Source organism: Cellulosimicrobium sp. RS, assembly GCF_046159675.1.
GTDB lineage: Bacteria > Actinomycetota > Actinomycetes > Actinomycetales > Cellulomonadaceae > Cellulosimicrobium > Cellulosimicrobium funkei.
Map to the genome: position 1 here is coordinate 128,693 of NZ_JBJXVU010000006.1, position 18,295 is coordinate 146,987.

Genomic DNA, 18,295 nt, shown 5'->3' on the forward strand with positions numbered 1-18,295 from the left:
CCCTCGGGTCAGCGCAGCGCGTCCGCCGCGGCGCACACCGCGGCGACGTCGAACCGGACCGTGCGCCCGTCGACCGGCACCCACCCGGGCTCGTGCCCGAACAGGACCGCCCACGGCAGCGCGCCGGGCGACACGTGCTCGCGCGCCCGGTCGTGCGCGCGCGCCTCCGCGACCTCGCGCTCGACGGCGTCCTCCAACGCGACGAGGTCGGCCCGCACCGCGTCGCCCTTCTCCGTGAGCCGGCGCGACCGCCCCGCCTCCAGGTAGCCGTCGTGGCGGGCGCTGCGCACGACCTGGCGCGCGGCGTCGTGCACCCGGTGGCGCAGGGCGTCGTCGGCCGGGTCGAGCGCGACGCGCGCGCCCTCGCCCGCCGTCCCGCCGAAGAGGGTCGACAGCGCGAGGTGCTCGCGCTCGGAGGCACGCGACGCGTCGAGGAGGACGAGGACGGGAGGCTCGCCGGGCGCCGTCGGCTCCACGCGGACGAGGCCGCCCACGGCGAGGCTCAGCACCTGCGCGGCGAGCGCGTGCTCGGGACGGCGCAGGACGACCGCGGCGAGGAGCAGGTCGGCCACGGTCCGACGATACGGCGCGGGGCGGCCGCGCGCGGGGCGACCGGCCGGGGGCGCGTCAGGAGTTCTGGATCTCCTCGACGCCCTGGACGAACTCGAAGTGCCAGGGCTCGTAGGCGCCGCTGCCGCCGCGCTTGGCCCACGCCGGGTTCGCCCAGCCGTACGTGGCGCCGTTCTGGTTGATCCACGCGTAGACCTCGCGCGAGCCGGTCTCCACGGAGCAGAGGTCGATCGCGAGCCCCCACCCGTGCATGGACCAGCCGGGGGGCGCCGCGAAGGCGCCGCGGGAGGACTTGAGCGAGACCTGCGTCGAGAGCGTGCGGTACGACGACACGAGGCAGAGGTCCCGGCCGAAGGTGGCCCGGAAGGCCTCGTTCATCGCGGAGAGCGCGACGGCCGCGTCGGGTCGCAGGTGCTCGTCCGCCTGCCACAGCTCGCACAGGGCGTGCTCGTCGAGGTTGCCGTTCGTGCCCTCGGGCCGGACGGTCGGGTCGCAGCCCGGCAGCGGGTCGCGGGCGGCGGAGCGGGAGGCCGCCTCGCGGCGCACCTCGACGCGGGGTGCGGCGGCGACGCTCGGGGAGACGGCGGGTGCGGTCGCGGCGGCGGTCGCGAGGTCGAGCGCGCTCGGGCCGACGGGGCGGGTCTCCGGCTCGAAGGGCGACCCGCTGCCGAGCGCGTCGTCGGCGCCCGCGGAGAGCGGCATCGCGATGGTCGCGGCGGCGAGCGTCCCGAGGACGGCGACGCGCGGCACCCAGCGGTGCTGGCTGGAGACCTGTGCCTGGGGGCGGCGACGCCGGGAGCCCTGCTCCGCCTCGCGCCGGGCCCGTCGTGAGTCGAGGGCGGGTGCGCCGTGCTGCGACTCCACCCGCCACCTGCCTCTCACGTCGTCGGGGTGGCTCCGAGCCACCGATGACCGATCAATCACGGAACAGTAACGAAGGGCTCCGGCGATGCCAAGTCCCCTGCTCAGAGCCTCGGCGGAGCGCCCTCGGGCACCCTCGCGCCGGCCGGGCCGCCGGCCTAGGGCCGGCGCTGCATCGCGTCGCGCACCTCGCCGACGAGCTCCTCGAGAATGTCCTCGAGGAAGACCACCCCGAGCGCGCCCCCGCCCTCGGGACCGTCGACGCGCGCCAGGTGCGCCCCCGAGCGCTGCATGGCGCGCAGCGCGTCCTCCACCTCGTCGTCGGGCGCGGCGGCCGCGAGCGCCCGCACGCGCCACGACGGGACCGGGGCCTCGCGCGTCGTCTCGTCCGCGTAGAGCACGTCCTTGACGTGCAGGTAGCCCACGAGGTCGCCCGTGACGTCCGCGACGGCGAACCGCGAGAAGCCGGTCTTGGCGACCAGGCGCTCGACCTCGTCGGGCGTGCAGCCCTCGGTGACGGTGACGAGGTCCGCGACGGGGACCATGACGTCCTGCGCGGTGCGCTCGGAGAACTCGATGGCTCCCGAGAGCAGCCCCTGCTCGTCGCGCAGGACCCCCTCGGCCTGGGAGTGCTCGACGATGGACTGCACCTCCTCGGCGGTGAACGCCGACGCCACCTCGTCCTTCGGCTCGACGCCCGTGGCGCGGACCGCGTGGTTCGCGAGCCAGTTGAGCGCGACGATGACGGGGCGCAGCACGCGCCCGATCCACACGAGCGGCGGGCCGAACCACATGACGGCCGTCTCGGGCCCGGAGACCGCGAGGTTCTTCGGGACCATCTCGCCGAGCACCACGTGCAGGTAGACGACGATCGCGAGCGCCACGACGAACGCGATCGGGTGCGCGAGCGCGGTGCTCACGCCGAGCGCGTGCAGCGGGTCCTCGATGAGGTGCGCGATGGCCGGCTCCGCGACGACGCCCAGACCCGTGGAGCAGACGGTCACGCCGAGCTGGGCGCACGCGAGCATGAGCGACACGTGCTCCATCGCCCACAGGACCGTCTGGGCGCGGCGGTTGCCCTGCGCGGCGAGCGGCTCGATCGCCGAGCGGCGCGCGGAGATCACCGCGAACTCGGCGCCGACGAAGAACGCGTTGCCGGCGAGCAGGAGGAGCGCGACGAGGAGCGCGGTGGTCGAGCTCATGCGTCCCCCTCCGTCGGTGTCGCGCGAACCGAGAGCCGCTCGACGCGCCGCCCCTCCATCGCCTCCACGCGCAGCACCACGCGGTGCCGGCCCTCGCCCGCGGCGATCTCGTCGCCGGGCTCGGGGACGCGGCCGAGGCGGGCCATGACGAGGCCGCCGAGCGTCTCGTAGGCGCCGTCCTCGGGGACGCGCAGCCCGGTGACCTCCGTGAGCTCGTCGGGCCGCATGACGCCGGGCACGAGCCACGAGCCGTCCGCACGGCGGGCCGCGCCGGAGCGCCGGGGGTCGTGCTCGTCCGCGACGTCGCCCACGAGCTCCTCGACGACGTCCTCGAGCGTGACGACGCCCGAGGTGCCGCCGTACTCGTCGACGACGACCGCCATCTGGAGCCCGAAGCCGCGCAGCTCGACCAGGAGCGGGCCGAGCCGCACCGTCTCGGGCACGCGCGGGGCGTCGGCCATGAGGGCCGCCGCGGGGACCTCGTGGCGCCGCTCGTAGGGGACGGCGACGGCGCGGCGCAGGTGGACGAGGCCGACGACGTCGTCCCGGTCCTCGCCGATGACGGGGAACCGCGAGTGCCCGGTGCGCCGGGCGGCGTCGACGACGTCCGCGGCGGTCGCGTCCCGGTCCACGACGACCATGCGCATGCGGTCGGTCATGACGTCGACGGCGCTCAGCTCGTCGAGCTCGATCGAGTTGGTGAGGAGGGTCGCGACGGAGACGTCGAGCGTGCCCTCCTGCGCGGAGCGGCGCACGAGGGCGGCGAGCTCGGACGCCGATCGGGCGCCCGACAGCTCCTCGCGCGGCTCGACGCCGACGCGGCGCAGGATCGCGTTCGCCGAGCCGTTGAGCACGGCGATGACCGGCCGGAACAGCTTGGTGAACTGCCGCTGCACGGGCACGACCTGCCGCGCGGTCGCGTAGGGCGCGCTGAGCGCGAAGTTCTTGGGGATGAGCTCGCCGAAGAGCATCGAGACGAAGTTCACGACGAGCAGCGCGAGCACGCCCGCGAGGACCGCGGAGGCCGCGTGGCCGAGCGGCGTCGAGCTCAGGGCGTCCCCGAAGAGCGCGAGGAGCGCGGGCTGCGCGGTGTACCCGAGGAGGATGGTCGTGAGGGTGATGCCGACCTGCGCCGAGGAGAGCTCGGTCGACAGGTGCTTGAGCCCGGCCCGGACGCTGCGGTCGCGGCGGTCGGGGCCGCCCGTCCCGCCCGACGGCGGGGAGCCGCGTCTGTCGCCCTCCTGGTCGGCGTCGTCCCCGGCGGGGAGGACGGCGGGGTCGAGGGTGACCAGGGAGAACTCGCTGGCCACGAAGACGGCGGTACCTGCGGTGAGGAGCACCCCGAGCGCGACCATGACCCAGTCGCCTACCACGAGGTGCTCCACCGATATCGGGAGGTGCTCTTCATCGTGCCGACGATGTTAGCGCTCGCCCGTCGCGCGTCGCCCGGGAGGGACGGCCCGGCGGCCCCCGGGCGGCACCGCACGAGCGCGCGACCTGGTCCCCCGACGACGACGAAATCCGGCCGACCTGGGCCGACGTGTGCCACGCTGTATCCCATGGCAGATCCGAGGGCAGCGAGCGCAGCACCGACCGGCGCGGGGGCCGGTCCCGTCCCCGGCCGCGGGCCCGTGCCCACGACCGCCCCGGTGGCCGGCGGCGGCACCCCGCAGCAGGCGGCCACGGTCCTCGTCGTCGAGGACGAGCCCGCGATCGCGACCGCCATCGCGCAGCGGCTGAGCGCGGAGGGCTGGCGCGTCGAGGTCGCGCGCGACGGCCTGTCCGCCGTCGACGCCGCGGCGCGCCTGCGCCCGGACGCGATCGTCCTCGACGTCATGCTCCCCGGCATCGACGGCCTCGAGGTCACGCGCCGCATCCAGGCGGAGCAGCCCGTGCCGATCCTCATGCTCACCGCGCGCGACGACGAGACCGACATGCTCATCGGGCTCGGCGTCGGCGCGGACGACTACATGACGAAGCCGTTCTCCATGCGCGAGCTCGTCGCGCGCATCAAGGCGCTGCTGCGCCGCGTCGACCGCGCCACGCAGGCTGCGAGCTCCGCCCCGAGCGACCCGCCCATGACGGTGGGCGACGTGACGATCGACAAGGCCCAGCGCCGCGTCTACCGCGCGGGCGAGGAGGTCCACCTCACGCCCACCGAGTTCGAGCTGCTCGTCATGCTCGCGAGCTCGCCGAAGACGGTCCTCACGCGCGAGCGCCTGCTCGCCGAGGTGTGGGACTGGGCCGACGCCAGCGGGACGCGCACCGTCGACTCCCACATCAAGGCGCTGCGCCGCAAGCTCGGTGCGGACCTCATCCGCACGGTCCACGGCGTCGGCTACGCGTTCGAGCCGCCCGCCGGATGACCTCCTCCCCCGCCGACCCCGCCGGCGGCACGGACCCGGGGCAGGCGCAGGCCCCCGGCCCGGCGCGGCCGGGACCGCACCGGGCCCACACGATCCGGCCGCACCTCCCGGACGTCCGGCCGCTCGACTCGTTCCGCTCGCTGAAGATCAAGCTCGGCGTGCTGGTCGCCGCGACGGTGACGCTCGCCGTCCTCATCACGTGGATCGGGCTGCAGAACCAGCTCGGGCCGTCACGCACGTTCCCGCTCGCGATCGTGCTGTCGCTGCTGCTCACGCAGCTCCTCGCGCGCGGTATGACGTCCCCCCTGCGCGAGATGACCGCCGCCGCCCGGGCGATGGCCGACGGCGACTACACGCGGCGCGTGCGCGCCACGAGCCGCGACGAGGTGGGCCAGCTCGCGGTGGCGTTCAACGTCATGGCGGAGGACCTCGCGACGAGCGACCAGGTGCGCCGCGAGCTCATCGCGAACGTCTCGCACGAGCTGCGCACCCCGATCGCGGCTCTCCAGGCCCAGCTCGAGAACGTCGTGGACGGGGTGACGCCCCCGACGCCCGCGACGATGGAGATGTCGCTCGCGCAGACCGAGCGCCTCACGCGGCTCGTCGCGTACCTCCTGGACCTGTCGCGCATCGAGGCGGGGGCGGCGGCGCTCAACATCACCCAGATCGACGTCGGCGACTTCCTCGAGGAGAACGCCGAGGCCGTGTCGATGGTCGAGGCGGGCAAGCAGCTGCGCTACGTCGTCGACGTCACGCCCCCGGACCTCGTGCTCGAGGCGGACCGCGAGCGGCTGCACCAGGTCGTGACCAACCTCCTGCAGAACGCGATCCGGCACTCGCCGCAGGGCGGGGAGATCCGGCTCGAGGCGTACCCGGTGGACGACGACGTCGTGCTGGAGGTCGTCGACGAGGGCCCGGGGATCGCCAAGGAGGACCGCGAGCGGATCTTCGAGCGGTTCGCCCGGGCCAGCGCGACGGGCGCGCACACGACGACGGGCGGCTCGACGGGCGGCACGGGGATCGGGCTCGCGATCGTGCGCTGGGCGGTGGACCTGCACGGCGGCCGGATCGAGGTCGCGGACTCGCGCCGGGGGGCGACGATGCGCGTCACGCTGCCCGCGCACGCGGGCTCCGCGCCGTTCCCGCCCAAGGACGGGGACGCGTCGTACACGGCGCACCCCGACGTGCGGTGACTCCGTCCTGACAGCGCGCGCACCCGCCCGCGCTCCGGCGTGAGATGCGTCACATCGCCCCGCGGAGATACCTCGGGATGGCGTGGAATTCCGCGATCTTGCCCTCCGACGAGGTGCGCGTGGGGTCACGTTTGCCTGGCCCAGACACGGCGTGAAGAACCCGCGAACAGGCCGCGCCGGAACGCTCGGCCCAACGCCCGAGGCCGACGACGAGGGCCTAGGCTGGAGTGGTCCGGAACCCGGACGAGCCCGTGCCGACGTCGGGGCGCCGCAGCAGCGGTGCGCCGTCGTGCCACGGTCGCGGGCTGTGACCGACAGCGACCTGTGTGTGAAAGTGGGCGATCCTCGCGTGTCCCCGAAGGCTGAGTCAGAGGCGATCAGCGACGCAAGCTCCGTGTTCGGAGCGAACGAGTGGCTCGTCGACGAGCTGTACGAGCAGTACCTCCAGGACAAGAACGCGGTAGACCCCGCGTGGTGGGACTTCTTCGAGGACTACCGCCCTGCGGAGCGCTCGGACGCCGACACCACGAGCGACGCCCCGGCGGCGCCCTCGAACGGGTCCGTCCCGGCCGCGGCACCCGCGAACGGGTCCCGCCCGGCCGCGGCGAACGGCTCGCCCGCTCCGGCGGCGCCCACCGCGCCGGCACCCGCGGCGCCGACCGCCGTGACGGACGGCTCGGCCGCCGCCGAGGCCGCGCAGCGCGTCAAGCCGCCGAAGCTCCCGGCCGACCCGGCGGTCAACGCCGCGGTCGAGGCCGTGCACGCGTCGCGCCCCGTCGCGACCGCCCAGCCCGCGACGGCGCCGTACGCCCAGGTGCCCGCGCGCAAGGTCGCCGGCGCCCCCGCGCCCGAGGACCAGGCCACGGACGACGTGCAGAAGCTCCGCGGCCCGGCCGCGCGCGTCGTGACGAACATGGAGGCCAGCATCCAGGTGCCGACGGCGACGTCGGTGCGCGCGGTGCCGGCCAAGCTCATGGTCGACAACCGCATCGTCATCAACAACCACCTCGCGCGCGGTCGCGGCGGCAAGATCTCGTTCACGCACCTCATCGGCTTCGCGCTCGTCGAGGCGCTGGCCGACATGCCGGTGATGAACGCGAGCTACACGCAGATCGAGGGCAAGCCCGCGATCAACCAGCCCGCGCACGTGAACTTCGGGCTCGCGATCGACCTGGCGAAGCCCGACGGCTCGCGCCAGCTCCTCGTGCCGAGCATCAAGAAGGCCGAGACGATGGACTTCGCCCAGTTCTGGGCGGCCTACGAGGACCTCGTGCGCCGTGCGCGCGGCGGCAAGCTCGGCGTCGACGACTTCGCGGGCACCACGATCTCGCTCACCAACCCGGGCGGCATCGGCACCGTGCACTCCGTGCCCCGCCTCATGCAGGGCCAGGGCACGATCATCGGCGTCGGCGCGATGGACTACCCCGCGGAGTTCGCGGGCGCCTCGACCGAGCGGCTCGCCCGCCTGGGCATCTCGAAGGTCCTGACGATCACGTCGACCTACGACCACCGCATCATCCAGGGCGCGCAGTCGGGCGAGTTCCTGCGCATCCTGTCGCAGAAGCTCCTCGGCGAGGACGGCTTCTACGACCGCGTGTTCGCCGCGCTGCGCATCCCCTACGAGCCGGTGCGCTGGGTCCGCGACAACACGACGGACGCCGAGATCGAGGCGGCCAAGCCCGCCAAGATCGCCGAGCTGGTGCACTCCTACCGCTCGCGCGGCCACCTCATGGCCGACACCGACCCGCTCGCGTACCGCCAGCGCAAGCACGGCGACCTCGACATCCAGAACCACGGCATGACGCTGTGGGACCTCGACCGCACGTTCCCCACGGGCGGGTTCGGCGGCCGCACCAAGTCGACGCTGCGCGACATCCTCGGCCTGCTGCGCGACTCCTACTGCCGCACCGTCGGCGTGGAGTACATGCACCTCGCCGACCGCACGCAGCGCAAGTGGCTCCAGGAGCGCCTCGAGTCCGGGTACGCGCGCACGCCGCGCGAGGACCAGCTCCGCATCCTGCGCCGCCTCAACTCCGCCGAGGCGTTCGAGACGTTCCTGCAGACGAAGTTCGTCGGGCAGAAGCGCTTCTCGCTCGAGGGCGGCGAGGCGCTCATCCCGCTGCTCGACGCGATCCTGTCGAAGGCCGCCGAGAACGGCCTCGACGAGGTCGGCATCGGCATGGCGCACCGCGGGCGGCTCAACGTGCTCGCCAACATCGCGGGCAAGAGCTACGCGCAGATCTTCGCGGAGTTCGAGGGCAACCTCGACCCGAAGAGCGTCCAGGGCTCGGGCGACGTGAAGTACCACCTCGGCACCGAGGGCGTCTTCACGGCCGAGACCGGCGCGACGACCAAGGTCTACCTCGCGGCGAACCCCTCGCACCTCGAGGCGGTCGACCCGGTGCTCGAGGGCATCGTGCGCGCCAAGCAGGACCGCATCGACCTGGGCGGCGACGGCTTCTCCGTGCTGCCGATCCTCATCCACGGCGACGCGGCCTTCGCGGGCCAGGGCGTCGTGCCCGAGGTGCTCAACCTCGCGCAGCTGCGCGGCTACCGCACCGGCGGCACCGTGCACGTCATCATCAACAACCAGGTCGGCTTCACCACGGGCCCGTCGTCGTCGCGCTCGACGACGTACGCGACCGACGTCGCCAAGGGCTACCAGGTCCCGATCTTCCACGTGAACGGCGACGACCCCGAGGCGTGCGTGCGCGTCGCCGAGCTCGCCTTCGCGTTCCGCGAGCAGTTCGACCGCGACGTGATCATCGACATGATCTGCTACCGCCGCCGCGGTCACAACGAGGGCGACGACCCCTCGATGACGCAGCCGCTCATGTACAACCTCATCGAGGCGAAGCGCTCGGTGCGCAAGCTGTACACCGAGAACCTCGTCGCGCGCGGGGACATCACGCTCGAGGAGGCCGAGCACGTCCTCCAGGACTACCAGGCCCAGCTCGAGCGCGTCTTCACCGAGACCAAGGAGGGCGGCTTCACGCCCGCCGCGGACCGCGAGCCGGTCGCCGGTCTCGAGCGCCCGGAGTCCCAGCTCGAGGACGCCGGCACCATGGTCGGCTGGAAGACGGCGATCGACCGCTCGGTCCTCGAGCGCGTCGGCCAGGTGCACGTCGCGCCGCCGGAGGGCTTCACCGTCCACCCGAAGCTCGCGCAGCTCCTCGAGAAGCGCCGGCAGATGTCCGTCGAGGGCAACATCGACTGGGGCTTCGGCGAGCTCGCCGCGTTCGGCTCGCTCCTCGTCGAGGGCACCCCGGTGCGCCTCGCCGGCCAGGACTCGCGCCGTGGCACGTTCGTGCAGCGTCACGCCGTCCTGCACGACCGCGAGACGGGCGCCGAGTGGACGCCGCTGCTGTACCTGTCGGCGGACCAGGCGAAGTTCTGGGTCTACGACTCGTCGCTCTCGGAGTACGCCGCGCTCGGGTTCGAGTACGGCTACTCGGTCGAGCGCCCCGACGCGCTCGTGCTCTGGGAGGCGCAGTTCGGCGACTTCGTCAACGGCGCCCAGACGGTGATCGACGAGTTCATCTCGTCCGCCGAGCAGAAGTGGGGCCAGTACTCGTCGGTCGTCATGCTCCTCCCCCACGGCTACGAGGGCCAGGGGCCGGACCACTCGTCCGCGCGCATCGAGCGCTTCCTCCAGCTCGCTGCCGAGGACAACATGACGGTCGCGCAGCCGTCCACGCCGGCGTCGTACTTCCACCTGCTCCGCCGGCAGGCGTACGCGCGCCCGCGCCGTCCGCTCATCGTCTTCACGCCGAAGCAGCTGCTGCGCCTCAAGGCCGCCGCGTCGAGCGTCGAGGACTTCACGACCGGCACGTTCCGCCCGGTGATCCCGGACGCGTCGGCCGACCCGGCGAAGGTCGACCGCGTGCTCCTGTGCACGGGCCGCGTCTACTACGACCTGCTCGCCGAGCGCGCCAAGCGCGGCGACGAGGGCGTGGCGCTGGTCCGCCTCGAGCAGCTGTACCCGCTCGACGTCGACGGCATCCGGGCCGAGCTCGCGAAGTACCCCGGCGCCGAGGTCGTCTGGGTCCAGGACGAGCCCGAGAACCAGGGCGCCTGGTCGTTCGTGCACATCAACCTGCCCGAGGACCTGCCGCGCGTGAGCGTCGTCTCGCGCCCGGCGTCGGCCTCCACGGCCGCCGGCACGGCGAAGAAGCACCAGGCGCAGCAGGCCGTGCTGCTGGAGCAGGCGTTCGCCCGCTGACCGGCCCGCACGACCCGCGCACGACGAAGGCCCCCTCCGCACGGAGGGGGCCTTCGTCGTCGGTGCGTCCGTCGCCTGCCGGCGCGGCTCGCGTGGGCCACGACGGGGAGCGGCGAGATCGACCCGAGCGCCCGAGATCGGCCCTCAGGAGGCCGACGTGGCGACGCGCGGGTCGATCTCGCGGGACTACCAGCGGTCGTGGATCTTCTCGCGCAGGTAGCGGTCGTAGATCTCGCGCACGCCGGAGGTGAAGAGCGGGCCGAGGACGTCGGCGTCGCCCGCGGCGGCGTTCGACCGCGCCTGCTCGACGTTGCGCGCGCCGGGGATGACGGTCGACACGCCCGGCTGCTGCCAGACCCACGCGATGGCCACCTGGGCCGGGGTGAGGTCCTGCCCGACGACGTCGTGCACGAGCGTGGTGAACTCGGCCGCCGCCTGGACGCCGGTCTCGAAGTCGACGCCCGAGAACGTCTCGCCGACGTCGAACGCGCTGCCGTCGCGGTTGTACGTGCGGTGGTCGTCCGCGGCGAACGTCGTGTCCTTCGTGTACTTCCCGGACAGCAGCCCGGACGCGAGCGGGACGCGCGCGATGACGCCGACGCCGGCGTCGGACGCCGCGGGCAGCACCGCGTCGAGCGGCTTGAGCCGGAACGCGTTGAGGATGATCTGCACCGTGGCGACGTGGGGGCGCGCGATGGCCGTGAGGGCCTCGTCCACGGTCTCGACGCTCACGCCGTAGCTCGCGATCGCACCCTCGGCGACGAGCGTGTCGAGGCCGTCGTAGACCTCGTCGCGCGAGTAGACGGCGGTCGGCGGGCAGTGCAGCTGCACGAGGTCCAGCCGGTCGGTCCGCAGGTTGCGGCGCGAGCGGTCGACCCACTCGCGGAACTTGGCGAGCGTGTAGTTGTCGGCGTCCTGCGGCTCCCGGCGGCCCATCTTCGTGGCGACCGTGATCCCGTGGCCGGGGTTGTCGGCGAGGTAGGAGCCGATGATCTGCTCGCTGCGCCCGTCGCCGTAGACGTCCGCGGTGTCGAAGAACGTCACGCCGGCCTGCGCGGAGGCGTCGAGGACGGCGCGCGCGTCGTCCTCGCTCACGTCGCCCCAGTCGGCGCCGAGCTGCCAGGTTCCCAGTCCGACGACCGAGACGAGCCGTCCCGTCCGCCCGAGCACCTGTCGTTCCATCGTTCCTCCTCGTGCTGCGTCGGGTGCGCCGGAAGACACACCCGGGCACCGAGTCTGACGGGCGTGGGCGCATCGCGCACCCGCGCACGCCGAGTACCGTATGTGAGCGTGAACACCCATGCCCCCTCAGGAGCCCAGGTCCGCATCGCCCACGGCGACCACGCAGCGACGATCACCGAGGTCGGAGCGGCCGTCCGCGAGTACGCGGTGGGGGGCCGGCCGGTCTTCACGCCCTTCGGCGAGGACGAGGTGTCGCCCGCGTTCAACGGCGCCGTCCTGCTCCCCTGGCCCAACCGGCTGCGCGACGGGCAGTACACGGTCGACGGCACGACGTACCAGGTCCCGATCTCGGAACCGGACCGCGGGACCGCGCTGCACGGCCTCGCGTGCTGGCAGCGCTGGACGGTCGTCGAGCACGAGGCCGCGCGCGCGACGCTCGAGCTGCACCTGCCGCCGTCCCCCGGCTACCCGTTCGACCTCGTCGCGCGCGTGACGTACTCGCTCGACGACGCGGGGCTGCGCGTCCACGTCCGCACGACGAACGTCGGCACGGCGACCGCGCCGTACGGCGTCGGCTTCCACCCGTGGCTCTCGGCGGACGGCGCGGACCTCGACGCGTGCACGCTGCGCCTGGACGCCGCGACGCGTGTCACGACCGACGAGCGGCTCCTGCCGACCGGCACCGAGCCCGCCGCCGGCACGTTCGACCTGCGCGAGCCGCGCCTGCTCGCGGGCGTCGACCTCGACGACGCGTACGTCGACGTCCTGCGCGACGAGGACGGGCTGTCCTGGATCCGCCTCACCGCGCCCGACGGCCGCACGGCCGCCGTGTGGATGGACGGCTCGATGGACACGTGGCAGGTCTGCACGGGCGACCACGTCGGCGACGTCGCGTTCCGCCGCACCGGCGTCGCCGCCGAGCCGATGAGCTGCGTCGCGGACGCGTTCCGCACGGGTGAGCGCCTCGTCCGGCTCGAGCCCGGGGCGTCCCACGAGGTGACCTGGGGAGCGACGCTGGCCTGAGGCGTCCGGGCGCCGCGGCGACCCCCGCGCGGGTCGACACGCCGTCCGCACCGGCTCGGATCGACCCGCGCGGCCCGCGTCGGGGAGAATGGCGCTCGTGGAAGACGCGGTGAGTCGTGAGGTACGGATCTGCGTCGTCGGCGACGAGCTGAGCGCCGGCGTCGGCGACGCGAAGGCCCTGGGGTGGGCGGGGCGCGTCGTCGCGCGCACGCGCTTCCCCCAGCCGGCGTACGTGTTCCCGCTCGCCATCCCCGGCGAGACGACGACGGCGCTCAGCCAGCGCTGGGAGGCGGAGACCGCGCGCCGGTTCTCCCCCGAGCCGGACGTCGACAACCGCCTCGTCATCGGCCTCGGCCGCCACGACCTCGACGCGGGGCTGTCGGTCGCGCGCTCGCGCCTCAACCTCGCGAACGTGCTCGACGTCGCGGAGTCCCACCGCCTGCCGACGTTCGTCGTCGGGCCGCCGCCGGGCCACGCGCAGGACGCGGAGCGCCTCGCGGAGCTGTCCCACGCGTTCTCGGACGTCGCGAACCGGCGCCGCGTCCCCTACGTCGACACGTTCAGCCCGCTCGTCACGCACGAGCAGTGGCTCGCCGACCTCGCGCAGAGCGGGAACGGCTTCCCCGGCCAGGCGGGCTACGGGCTCATGGCGTGGCTCGTGCTGCACACCGGCTGGCACGCGTGGCTCGGGCTGCCCGACGACACCGTCTGAGCCCGCGCAGGGACGCACGAGCGAGGGGGAGGCGTGGTCGCGGACCACGCCTCCCCCTCGCCGTCGGGGCGGTACCGCTCAGCCGCGCGAGACCGTGAGGTCGCCCGAGACGGTGCTCGCCGACACGTAGGCGCCGCCCGCGCCGTGCTGGTCGACGTGGTCGACGGACGTCGTGCGCTGCGCGCTGGAGTCGAGCCGCACGCCGTCGAGCACGGCCTTGCCGGTGACGCTGCGGGCCTTGAGGTTCACGGCCGAGCCGGCGCCGAGGCGCACGGCCACGTCGCCCGAGACCGTGCGCGCGTCGACGAGCGGGGTGCTCTCGCGCGCGACGACCTCGACGCCGCTCGTCACGGTGCTGACCGACACGCGCCCGAGCGTGCCGCCGAGCGTGACGGTGCCGGACGCGGTGGTCACGTGGACGTCGCCGACGTGCTCGCCGACGTCGACGGAGCCGGTGGCCGTGCGGACCGACGCCGTGCCCGAGACGCCCTGGACGCGGACGGCGCCGGTCCCGGTCGTGACGGACACGTCCGCCCGCGTCCCGACGACGGTCGCCGCGGCGCGCGCGGTCGTCACCTTGAGCGGGACGCTCGCGGGCACGGTGACCCGCACGACGGCGCGGTCCTTGTCGCGCAGGCCCCTCGCGCGGTCGACGAGGCCCTCGATGCCGGCGAAGTCGTACCCGACGCGCAGCTCGCCGTCGTGCACGCTCACCTGCAGCGGGCGCTCGGACACCTCGCTCACGTCGAGGTGCGCCCCGCTCTCGCGGCCGGGGTCGGCGACGACGTCGACCGACCCGTCCGTGAGCTGGACGACGACGCGCCGGACGTCCGCGACGTCGACGCTCCGGGGGGCGTTGATGACCCAGGACTCGGTGCTCATGCGCTTCTCCTCGTTCGGTTCTCTGGTGCGTGGTCGGTGGTCTCGGGACGTCAGGGCAGGGTGGACCGCACGGCCCGGCGCGCGCTGTCGAGCACGGTGCGCAGCGTGTCGACCGTCAGCTCGGGCACCCCGCCGGTCGCGTCCGCCCGGCGCAGGTCCGCGCGGAGCTCGTCGCGGAAGCGCTGCAGCACGGCCTCCGCCTCGGCTCGGCGCGCGGTCGACTCGCGACGGCGGGTGTCGTGCTCGCCGTCGCGCGGGCGGGCGCGCGCCGTCTGGGCGGCGGCGGCGAGCTCGGCGCGCAGCCCCCGCAGGGAGCCCTGTACGTCGGCGCGCAGCGCCTCGGCGCGCTGGCGCACCGTCTCGGCGATGCCGTGCTCGAGCGCCGCGACGTCCGCGCGCCGCGCCTCGATCTCGGCGCGCCCCGCGGGGGTCAGCTCGTACGTCGTCTTGCGCCCGTCGGCGCTGCGGTGGACCAGGCCCTCGTCCTCGAGCCGCGCGAGGCGCGGGTAGATCGTCCCGGCGCTCGGGCGGTACGTGCCCCCGAACCGCTCGGAGAGCTCGGTGATGAGCTCGTACCCGTGCTTGGGGCCGGACGCGAGGAGCGCGAGCAGGTAGAGCCGGAGCTGGCCGTGGGCGAAGACGGTGGCCATCAGCGGTCCACCGGGCCGCTCGTGGAGGCCGGTCGCCCGGCGGGCGCACCGGGGCTGCCCCACGCCGGGGCGTCCGGGGCCGCGTCCTGCACCGGGGGCGCATCGACCGGGGCGGACGACGTCCCGGCCGTCCCCCGCAGGACCGTGACGTCGCCCGAGACGGCCGAGACGCGGACGGGCGCGCCCGCGCCGAGCCGCGCCGCGCGGTGGAAGGGGCGCGCGGACCCGCGCTGCTCCTCGCCGTCGACGACGAGCCGGCCGCTGAGGCAGCGCACGGCGTAGTCCATCGCGTCCGGGTCGGGCAGGCGCACGAGCACGTCGGCGGAGACGGCGCTCACCGTGATCTCGTCCGGCGTCGTGCGCGTGTCCACGGTCACGGAGCCGGAGACCGAGTCGAGCCGCAGCGAGCGCAGGGCACCCGTCGCGGTGAGGCCGCCGGAGACGGACTCCATCCGGACCGGGCCGTCGTGCTCGCTCGCGGCGACCTCGCCGGAGACGGTGTCGACGCGCAGCGGGCCGCGGGTCCGGCTCGTCATGACGGCGCCGGACACGGTCGCGAGCCGCACGCCCTCGCGGGCGCCCGCGACGAGCGCCTCGCCCTGCACGGTCGCGACCTCGACCTGCGCGCCCGCCGGGACGGCGACGTGGACCTCCGCGGCGTCCTTGCCGGTGTACGTGCGGAAGCGCTCGAGGAAGCCCTTCCAGCCCGCCTCGAACGGGCCGTAGCCCACCCGGAGCGTCGCCCCGTCGAGCCGCACCTCGAGCGCGCGCCCGCTCACCGAGTGCACCTCGACGCGCGCGTCGGTCCGTGCCGGGTCCTCGTGCGCGACGACGTCGATGCGCCCGCCGATCATCGTCGCGTCGAGCCGGCGCACGAGCGCGAGGTCGATGGCCTGCGGACCGGTGAGGGTCCAGAGCCCCTGCGTCATCCCGCGCTCCGTCCTGGTCGCCGCGCGCGCCGGGTCGACCAGGACGGCCGGGCAGGCACTCGCGATATATCTCGTTCCGCCAGACACGATATATCGCGTGCTCGACCGTGACAAGGGGTCGCGTGTGGGACCATGGGAGACGGACTGGACACGCCGAGACCGGTCGTTCCACGTCGACACCCGTCGAGAACCGCCGAGACCGGCAGCACTCCCCGACCGTCAGGAGAACACCATGAGCAAGCGCGGACGCAAGCGTCGCAGCCGCAAGGGCAACGCCGCGAACCACGGCAAGCGCCCCAACGCCTGAGACGGCGCAGCCCCCGCGAGGGGGAGCACGGGAGAGGGCCCGGACCGACGTCGTCGGTCCGGGCCCTCTCTCGTGCGCGCAGACCCTCGGGGCTGGCCCAAGGGCCCGGTTCAGCGGGTCTCGACGACCGTCGTCGTCGTGACCATCACGGTGAGTTGCGTGTGGATGCGCTCCCGCAGCCCTGCCGGCGCCTTCTCGTGGCACGAGCGGCGCACGAGCTGCTTGACGAGCTCCTCGACGCTCAGCTCGGCCAGGCACGGCGAGCAGTGCGCGACGTGCTGGCGCATGCGCAGCTCGTCGTCGGGCGTCATCTCGGAGTCCAGGTACTCGTACAGGTGCGTGAGCGCGTGCTCGCACTCGGACTCGCCCGCGGTCGAGTGCGGGATCGGGGTCACCGGCTCCTCGACCGGACCCCGTCCGGGCTCACGGGTCTCTGACGTGCTCACGACTCACCTCCGGGGCTCTTCGCGCCCACCAGTCCTCGCCTCGCGGCGTAGTCGGCCAGCAGCTCGCGCAGCTGGCGCCTGCCTCGGTGCAGGCGGGACATGACCGTGCCGATCGGTGTCCCCATGATCTCCGCGATCTCCTTGTACGGGAAGCCCTCGACGTCGGCGTAGTACACGACCATGCGCCGGTCCTCGGGGAGCTCCTGGAGCGCGCGCTTGACATCCGAGTCCGGCAGGCGGTCGAGCGCCTCCGCCTCGGCCGAGCGCAGGCCCTGCGACGTGTGCGACGCCGCGCGCGCGATCTGCCAGTCCTCGACGTCGTCCGTCTGCGCCTGCTGCGGCTCGCGCTGCTTCTTGCGGTACGTGTTGATGAACGTGTTCGTGAGGATCCGGTACAGCCACGCCTTGAGGTTCGTGCCCGGGCGGTACTGGTGGAACGCCGCGAACGCCTTCGCGAACGTCTCCTGCACCAGGTCCTCGGCGTCCGAGGGGTTGCGCGTCATCCGCAGCGCGGCGGAGTACAGCTGGTCGAGGTACTGCAGGGCGTCCCGCTCGAACCGGGCGGCGCGCGCGGCGTCGCTCTCGGCCTCCGGGGCCCGGTTCGTGTCCTCGGCGTCCGTCGCGTCGGCGGGCAGCGTCGTGCCGGCGGGCGCACCGTCGTCCGGCGTCGTTCCCGACGTCGTCGCAGGGCTGCCGGAGACGTCGCTGCCGGAGATTCGCTCTGTCATCAACAACGAGCCTAGTCCCCCGTTCGTCTGGGTGTTCGATGAGGCGCCCCGCGCACGGCCCGGCACCGACCACGCGGCGGCGAACGCGGCGTCCGGCGCCGGAGACCCCGGGGTCGGCGACGCGACCCGGGCGGCGGGTGCAGGAGTCTGGAGCAGGGCGGTCACGAGGGGTGCAACCCGCGAGCGCCCCCGGGCATTCCCGGCCCGGGCACCGCCGCGGGTGGCGCCGTCCCGGGGGGCGCGGCAGGCTGGGACCCACCGGAGGACGCCCGCCCAGGGCACCGGCGAGTCACCAGCGATGAGGAGAGAACCGATGCTGCTGCGTCACCTCGCGAGGCCCATGCTGGCCTCGTGGTTCGTCTACGACGGGGTCCAGGCCGCGCTCAAGCCGGCGGAGCACGTGCGGGCCGCGCGCGCGGGCGTCGAGCTCGTCGAGAAGCGCGTCGGCATCGAGGCCACCCTGAGCGAGCGGCAGGTGACGACGCTCGTGCGCGCCCACGGCGCGGCGACGGCGGTCGCGGGCCTGTGCCTCGCCGTCGGCAAGGCGCCCCGGACCGCCGCGCTCACGCTCGCCGCGCTCACGGTCCCGCTCGCCGTCGTCAACCAGCCGTTCACGGGCGGCGAGGCCACGCGCACCGAGCGGACGCGGAAGTTCGTCGCGAACGTCGGGGCCATCGGGGCCGCGCTCATCGCGGGCGCCGACTACGAGGGCCGCCCGGGCGTCCAGTGGCGTCTCGAGCGGGCGCGGCACGACCTCGCGCTCGCCAAGCAGGCGAAGCAGGAGGCCGTCGTCGCGGGAGCGAAGAGCACGGCGAAGGACGTGTCGCGCTCGGCTCGCCGCGCCGCGAAGGCCGCCCAGGACGCCGCGCAGCACGCCGCGAGCAGCACCGCGGGCGCCGTGCACGACGCCGGGGCCGCCGTCCGCGCCAAGGTCGCCTGACGCGTCGCACCGCACGGCCGCGCCCGTCCGCCCGGCGGGACCGGCCGCCGTCGGGCGGCGACGCTCCACTAGCCTGGACGCC

General features: G+C 74.2%; 17 protein-coding genes. 7 read left to right on the top strand and 10 right to left on the bottom strand.

Annotated features, from left to right (window positions below):
• Positions 1-8 precede the first annotated feature (8 nt).
• The 4 genes from ACI769_RS10980 to ACI769_RS10995 form a co-directional block, all read right to left on the bottom strand.
• Complete coding sequence (locus ACI769_RS10980; protein ID WP_076405976.1) at positions 9-572, bottom strand: hypothetical protein; 564 nt, start codon at positions 570-572, stop codon at positions 9-11.
• A gap of 55 nt (positions 573-627) precedes the next feature.
• Positions 628-1,434, bottom strand: a complete 807-nt coding sequence (locus ACI769_RS10985; protein ID WP_034655110.1) for a D-alanyl-D-alanine carboxypeptidase family protein — start codon at positions 1,432-1,434, stop codon at positions 628-630.
• 155 nt (positions 1,435-1,589) lie between these two features.
• Entirely contained in the window at positions 1,590-2,633 is a 1,044-nt protein-coding gene (locus tag ACI769_RS10990; protein ID WP_034655108.1) for a hemolysin family protein, read from the bottom strand.
• Complete coding sequence (locus ACI769_RS10995; RefSeq protein WP_043658600.1) at positions 2,630-4,006, bottom strand: hemolysin family protein; 1,377 nt, start codon at positions 4,004-4,006, stop codon at positions 2,630-2,632. The genes ACI769_RS10990 and ACI769_RS10995 overlap by 4 nt, the downstream gene beginning before the upstream one ends.
• 186 nt (positions 4,007-4,192) lie before the next feature.
• Between ACI769_RS10995 and ACI769_RS11000 the strand changes: the two genes are divergently transcribed.
• The 3 genes from ACI769_RS11000 to ACI769_RS11010 all read left to right on the top strand — a co-directional run bounded on the left by ACI769_RS11000 (position 4,193) and on the right by ACI769_RS11010 (position 10,414).
• On the top strand, positions 4,193-4,999 hold the full coding sequence (locus ACI769_RS11000; RefSeq protein WP_228075110.1) for a response regulator transcription factor: 807 nt from the start codon (positions 4,193-4,195) through the stop codon (positions 4,997-4,999).
• Positions 4,996-6,192 carry a sensor histidine kinase gene (locus tag ACI769_RS11005; protein ID WP_409141579.1) on the top strand — a complete coding sequence of 399 codons (1,197 nt, stop codon included), beginning with the start codon at positions 4,996-4,998 and terminating at the stop codon, positions 6,190-6,192. Before ACI769_RS11000 ends, ACI769_RS11005 begins: the two co-directional genes overlap by 4 nt.
• A 394-nt stretch (positions 6,193-6,586) precedes the next feature.
• Positions 6,587-10,414, top strand: coding sequence for a multifunctional oxoglutarate decarboxylase/oxoglutarate dehydrogenase thiamine pyrophosphate-binding subunit/dihydrolipoyllysine-residue succinyltransferase subunit (locus ACI769_RS11010; protein ID WP_409141580.1), 3,828 nt, complete (start codon positions 6,587-6,589; stop codon positions 10,412-10,414).
• Positions 10,415-10,600: 186 nt separating this feature from the next.
• Here the strand turns inward: ACI769_RS11010 and ACI769_RS11015 are convergent, their stop codons facing one another.
• Positions 10,601-11,596 carry an aldo/keto reductase gene (locus ACI769_RS11015; protein ID WP_043655897.1) on the bottom strand — a complete coding sequence of 332 codons (996 nt, stop codon included), beginning with the start codon at positions 11,594-11,596 and terminating at the stop codon, positions 10,601-10,603.
• A 108-nt stretch (positions 11,597-11,704) separates the two neighbouring features.
• Here ACI769_RS11015 and ACI769_RS11020 point away from each other — a divergent pair, with 108 nt between their 5' ends.
• Positions 11,705-12,619: an aldose 1-epimerase family protein gene (locus ACI769_RS11020; protein ID WP_409141581.1), complete on the top strand. Its 915-nt coding sequence runs from the start codon at positions 11,705-11,707 to the stop codon at positions 12,617-12,619.
• A gap of 88 nt (positions 12,620-12,707) precedes the next feature.
• Positions 12,708-13,331 carry a GDSL-type esterase/lipase family protein gene (locus tag ACI769_RS11025; RefSeq protein WP_031316757.1) on the top strand — a complete coding sequence of 208 codons (624 nt, stop codon included), beginning with the start codon at positions 12,708-12,710 and terminating at the stop codon, positions 13,329-13,331.
• A 78-nt stretch (positions 13,332-13,409) separates the two neighbouring features.
• On the opposite strand, the gene ACI769_RS11030 is transcribed toward ACI769_RS11025, so the two are convergent.
• Genes ACI769_RS11030 through ACI769_RS11040 form a run of 3 tightly spaced genes read right to left on the bottom strand, consistent with a single transcriptional unit; the run spans position 13,410 to position 15,792 of the window.
• On the bottom strand, positions 13,410-14,213 hold the full coding sequence (locus ACI769_RS11030; protein WP_137281205.1) for a hypothetical protein: 804 nt from the start codon (positions 14,211-14,213) through the stop codon (positions 13,410-13,412).
• Between the two features lie 50 nt (positions 14,214-14,263).
• Entirely contained in the window at positions 14,264-14,863 is a 600-nt protein-coding gene (locus ACI769_RS11035) for a PadR family transcriptional regulator (protein ID WP_076405974.1), read from the bottom strand.
• On the bottom strand, positions 14,863-15,792 hold the full coding sequence (locus ACI769_RS11040; RefSeq protein ID WP_137281204.1) for a DUF4097 family beta strand repeat-containing protein: 930 nt from the start codon (positions 15,790-15,792) through the stop codon (positions 14,863-14,865). The genes ACI769_RS11035 and ACI769_RS11040 overlap by 1 nt, the downstream gene beginning before the upstream one ends.
• A 232-nt stretch (positions 15,793-16,024) precedes the next feature.
• On the opposite strand from ACI769_RS11040, the gene ACI769_RS11045 reads away from it, so the two are divergent.
• Complete coding sequence (locus ACI769_RS11045) at positions 16,025-16,099, top strand: 50S ribosomal protein bL37 (protein WP_099052597.1); 75 nt, start codon at positions 16,025-16,027, stop codon at positions 16,097-16,099.
• Positions 16,100-16,209: 110 nt separating this feature from the next.
• Here ACI769_RS11045 and rsrA read toward each other — a convergent pair whose 3' ends face one another.
• Together rsrA and ACI769_RS11055 are read right to left on the bottom strand one after the other, a co-directional pair.
• A complete protein-coding gene (rsrA, locus tag ACI769_RS11050; RefSeq protein WP_021483111.1) occupies positions 16,210-16,545 on the bottom strand; it encodes a mycothiol system anti-sigma-R factor in 336 nt (111 codons plus the stop codon).
• Positions 16,542-17,273, bottom strand: coding sequence for a sigma-70 family RNA polymerase sigma factor (locus tag ACI769_RS11055; RefSeq protein ID WP_082774795.1), 732 nt, complete (start codon positions 17,271-17,273; stop codon positions 16,542-16,544). The genes rsrA and ACI769_RS11055 overlap by 4 nt, the downstream gene beginning before the upstream one ends.
• A gap of 313 nt (positions 17,274-17,586) precedes the next feature.
• Here ACI769_RS11055 and ACI769_RS11060 point away from each other — a divergent pair, with 313 nt between their 5' ends.
• Positions 17,587-18,213 (top strand): DoxX family membrane protein, encoded by a 627-nt coding sequence (locus ACI769_RS11060; RefSeq protein WP_061269166.1) that lies wholly within the window; start codon positions 17,587-17,589, stop codon positions 18,211-18,213.
• Positions 18,214-18,295 lie beyond the last annotated feature (82 nt).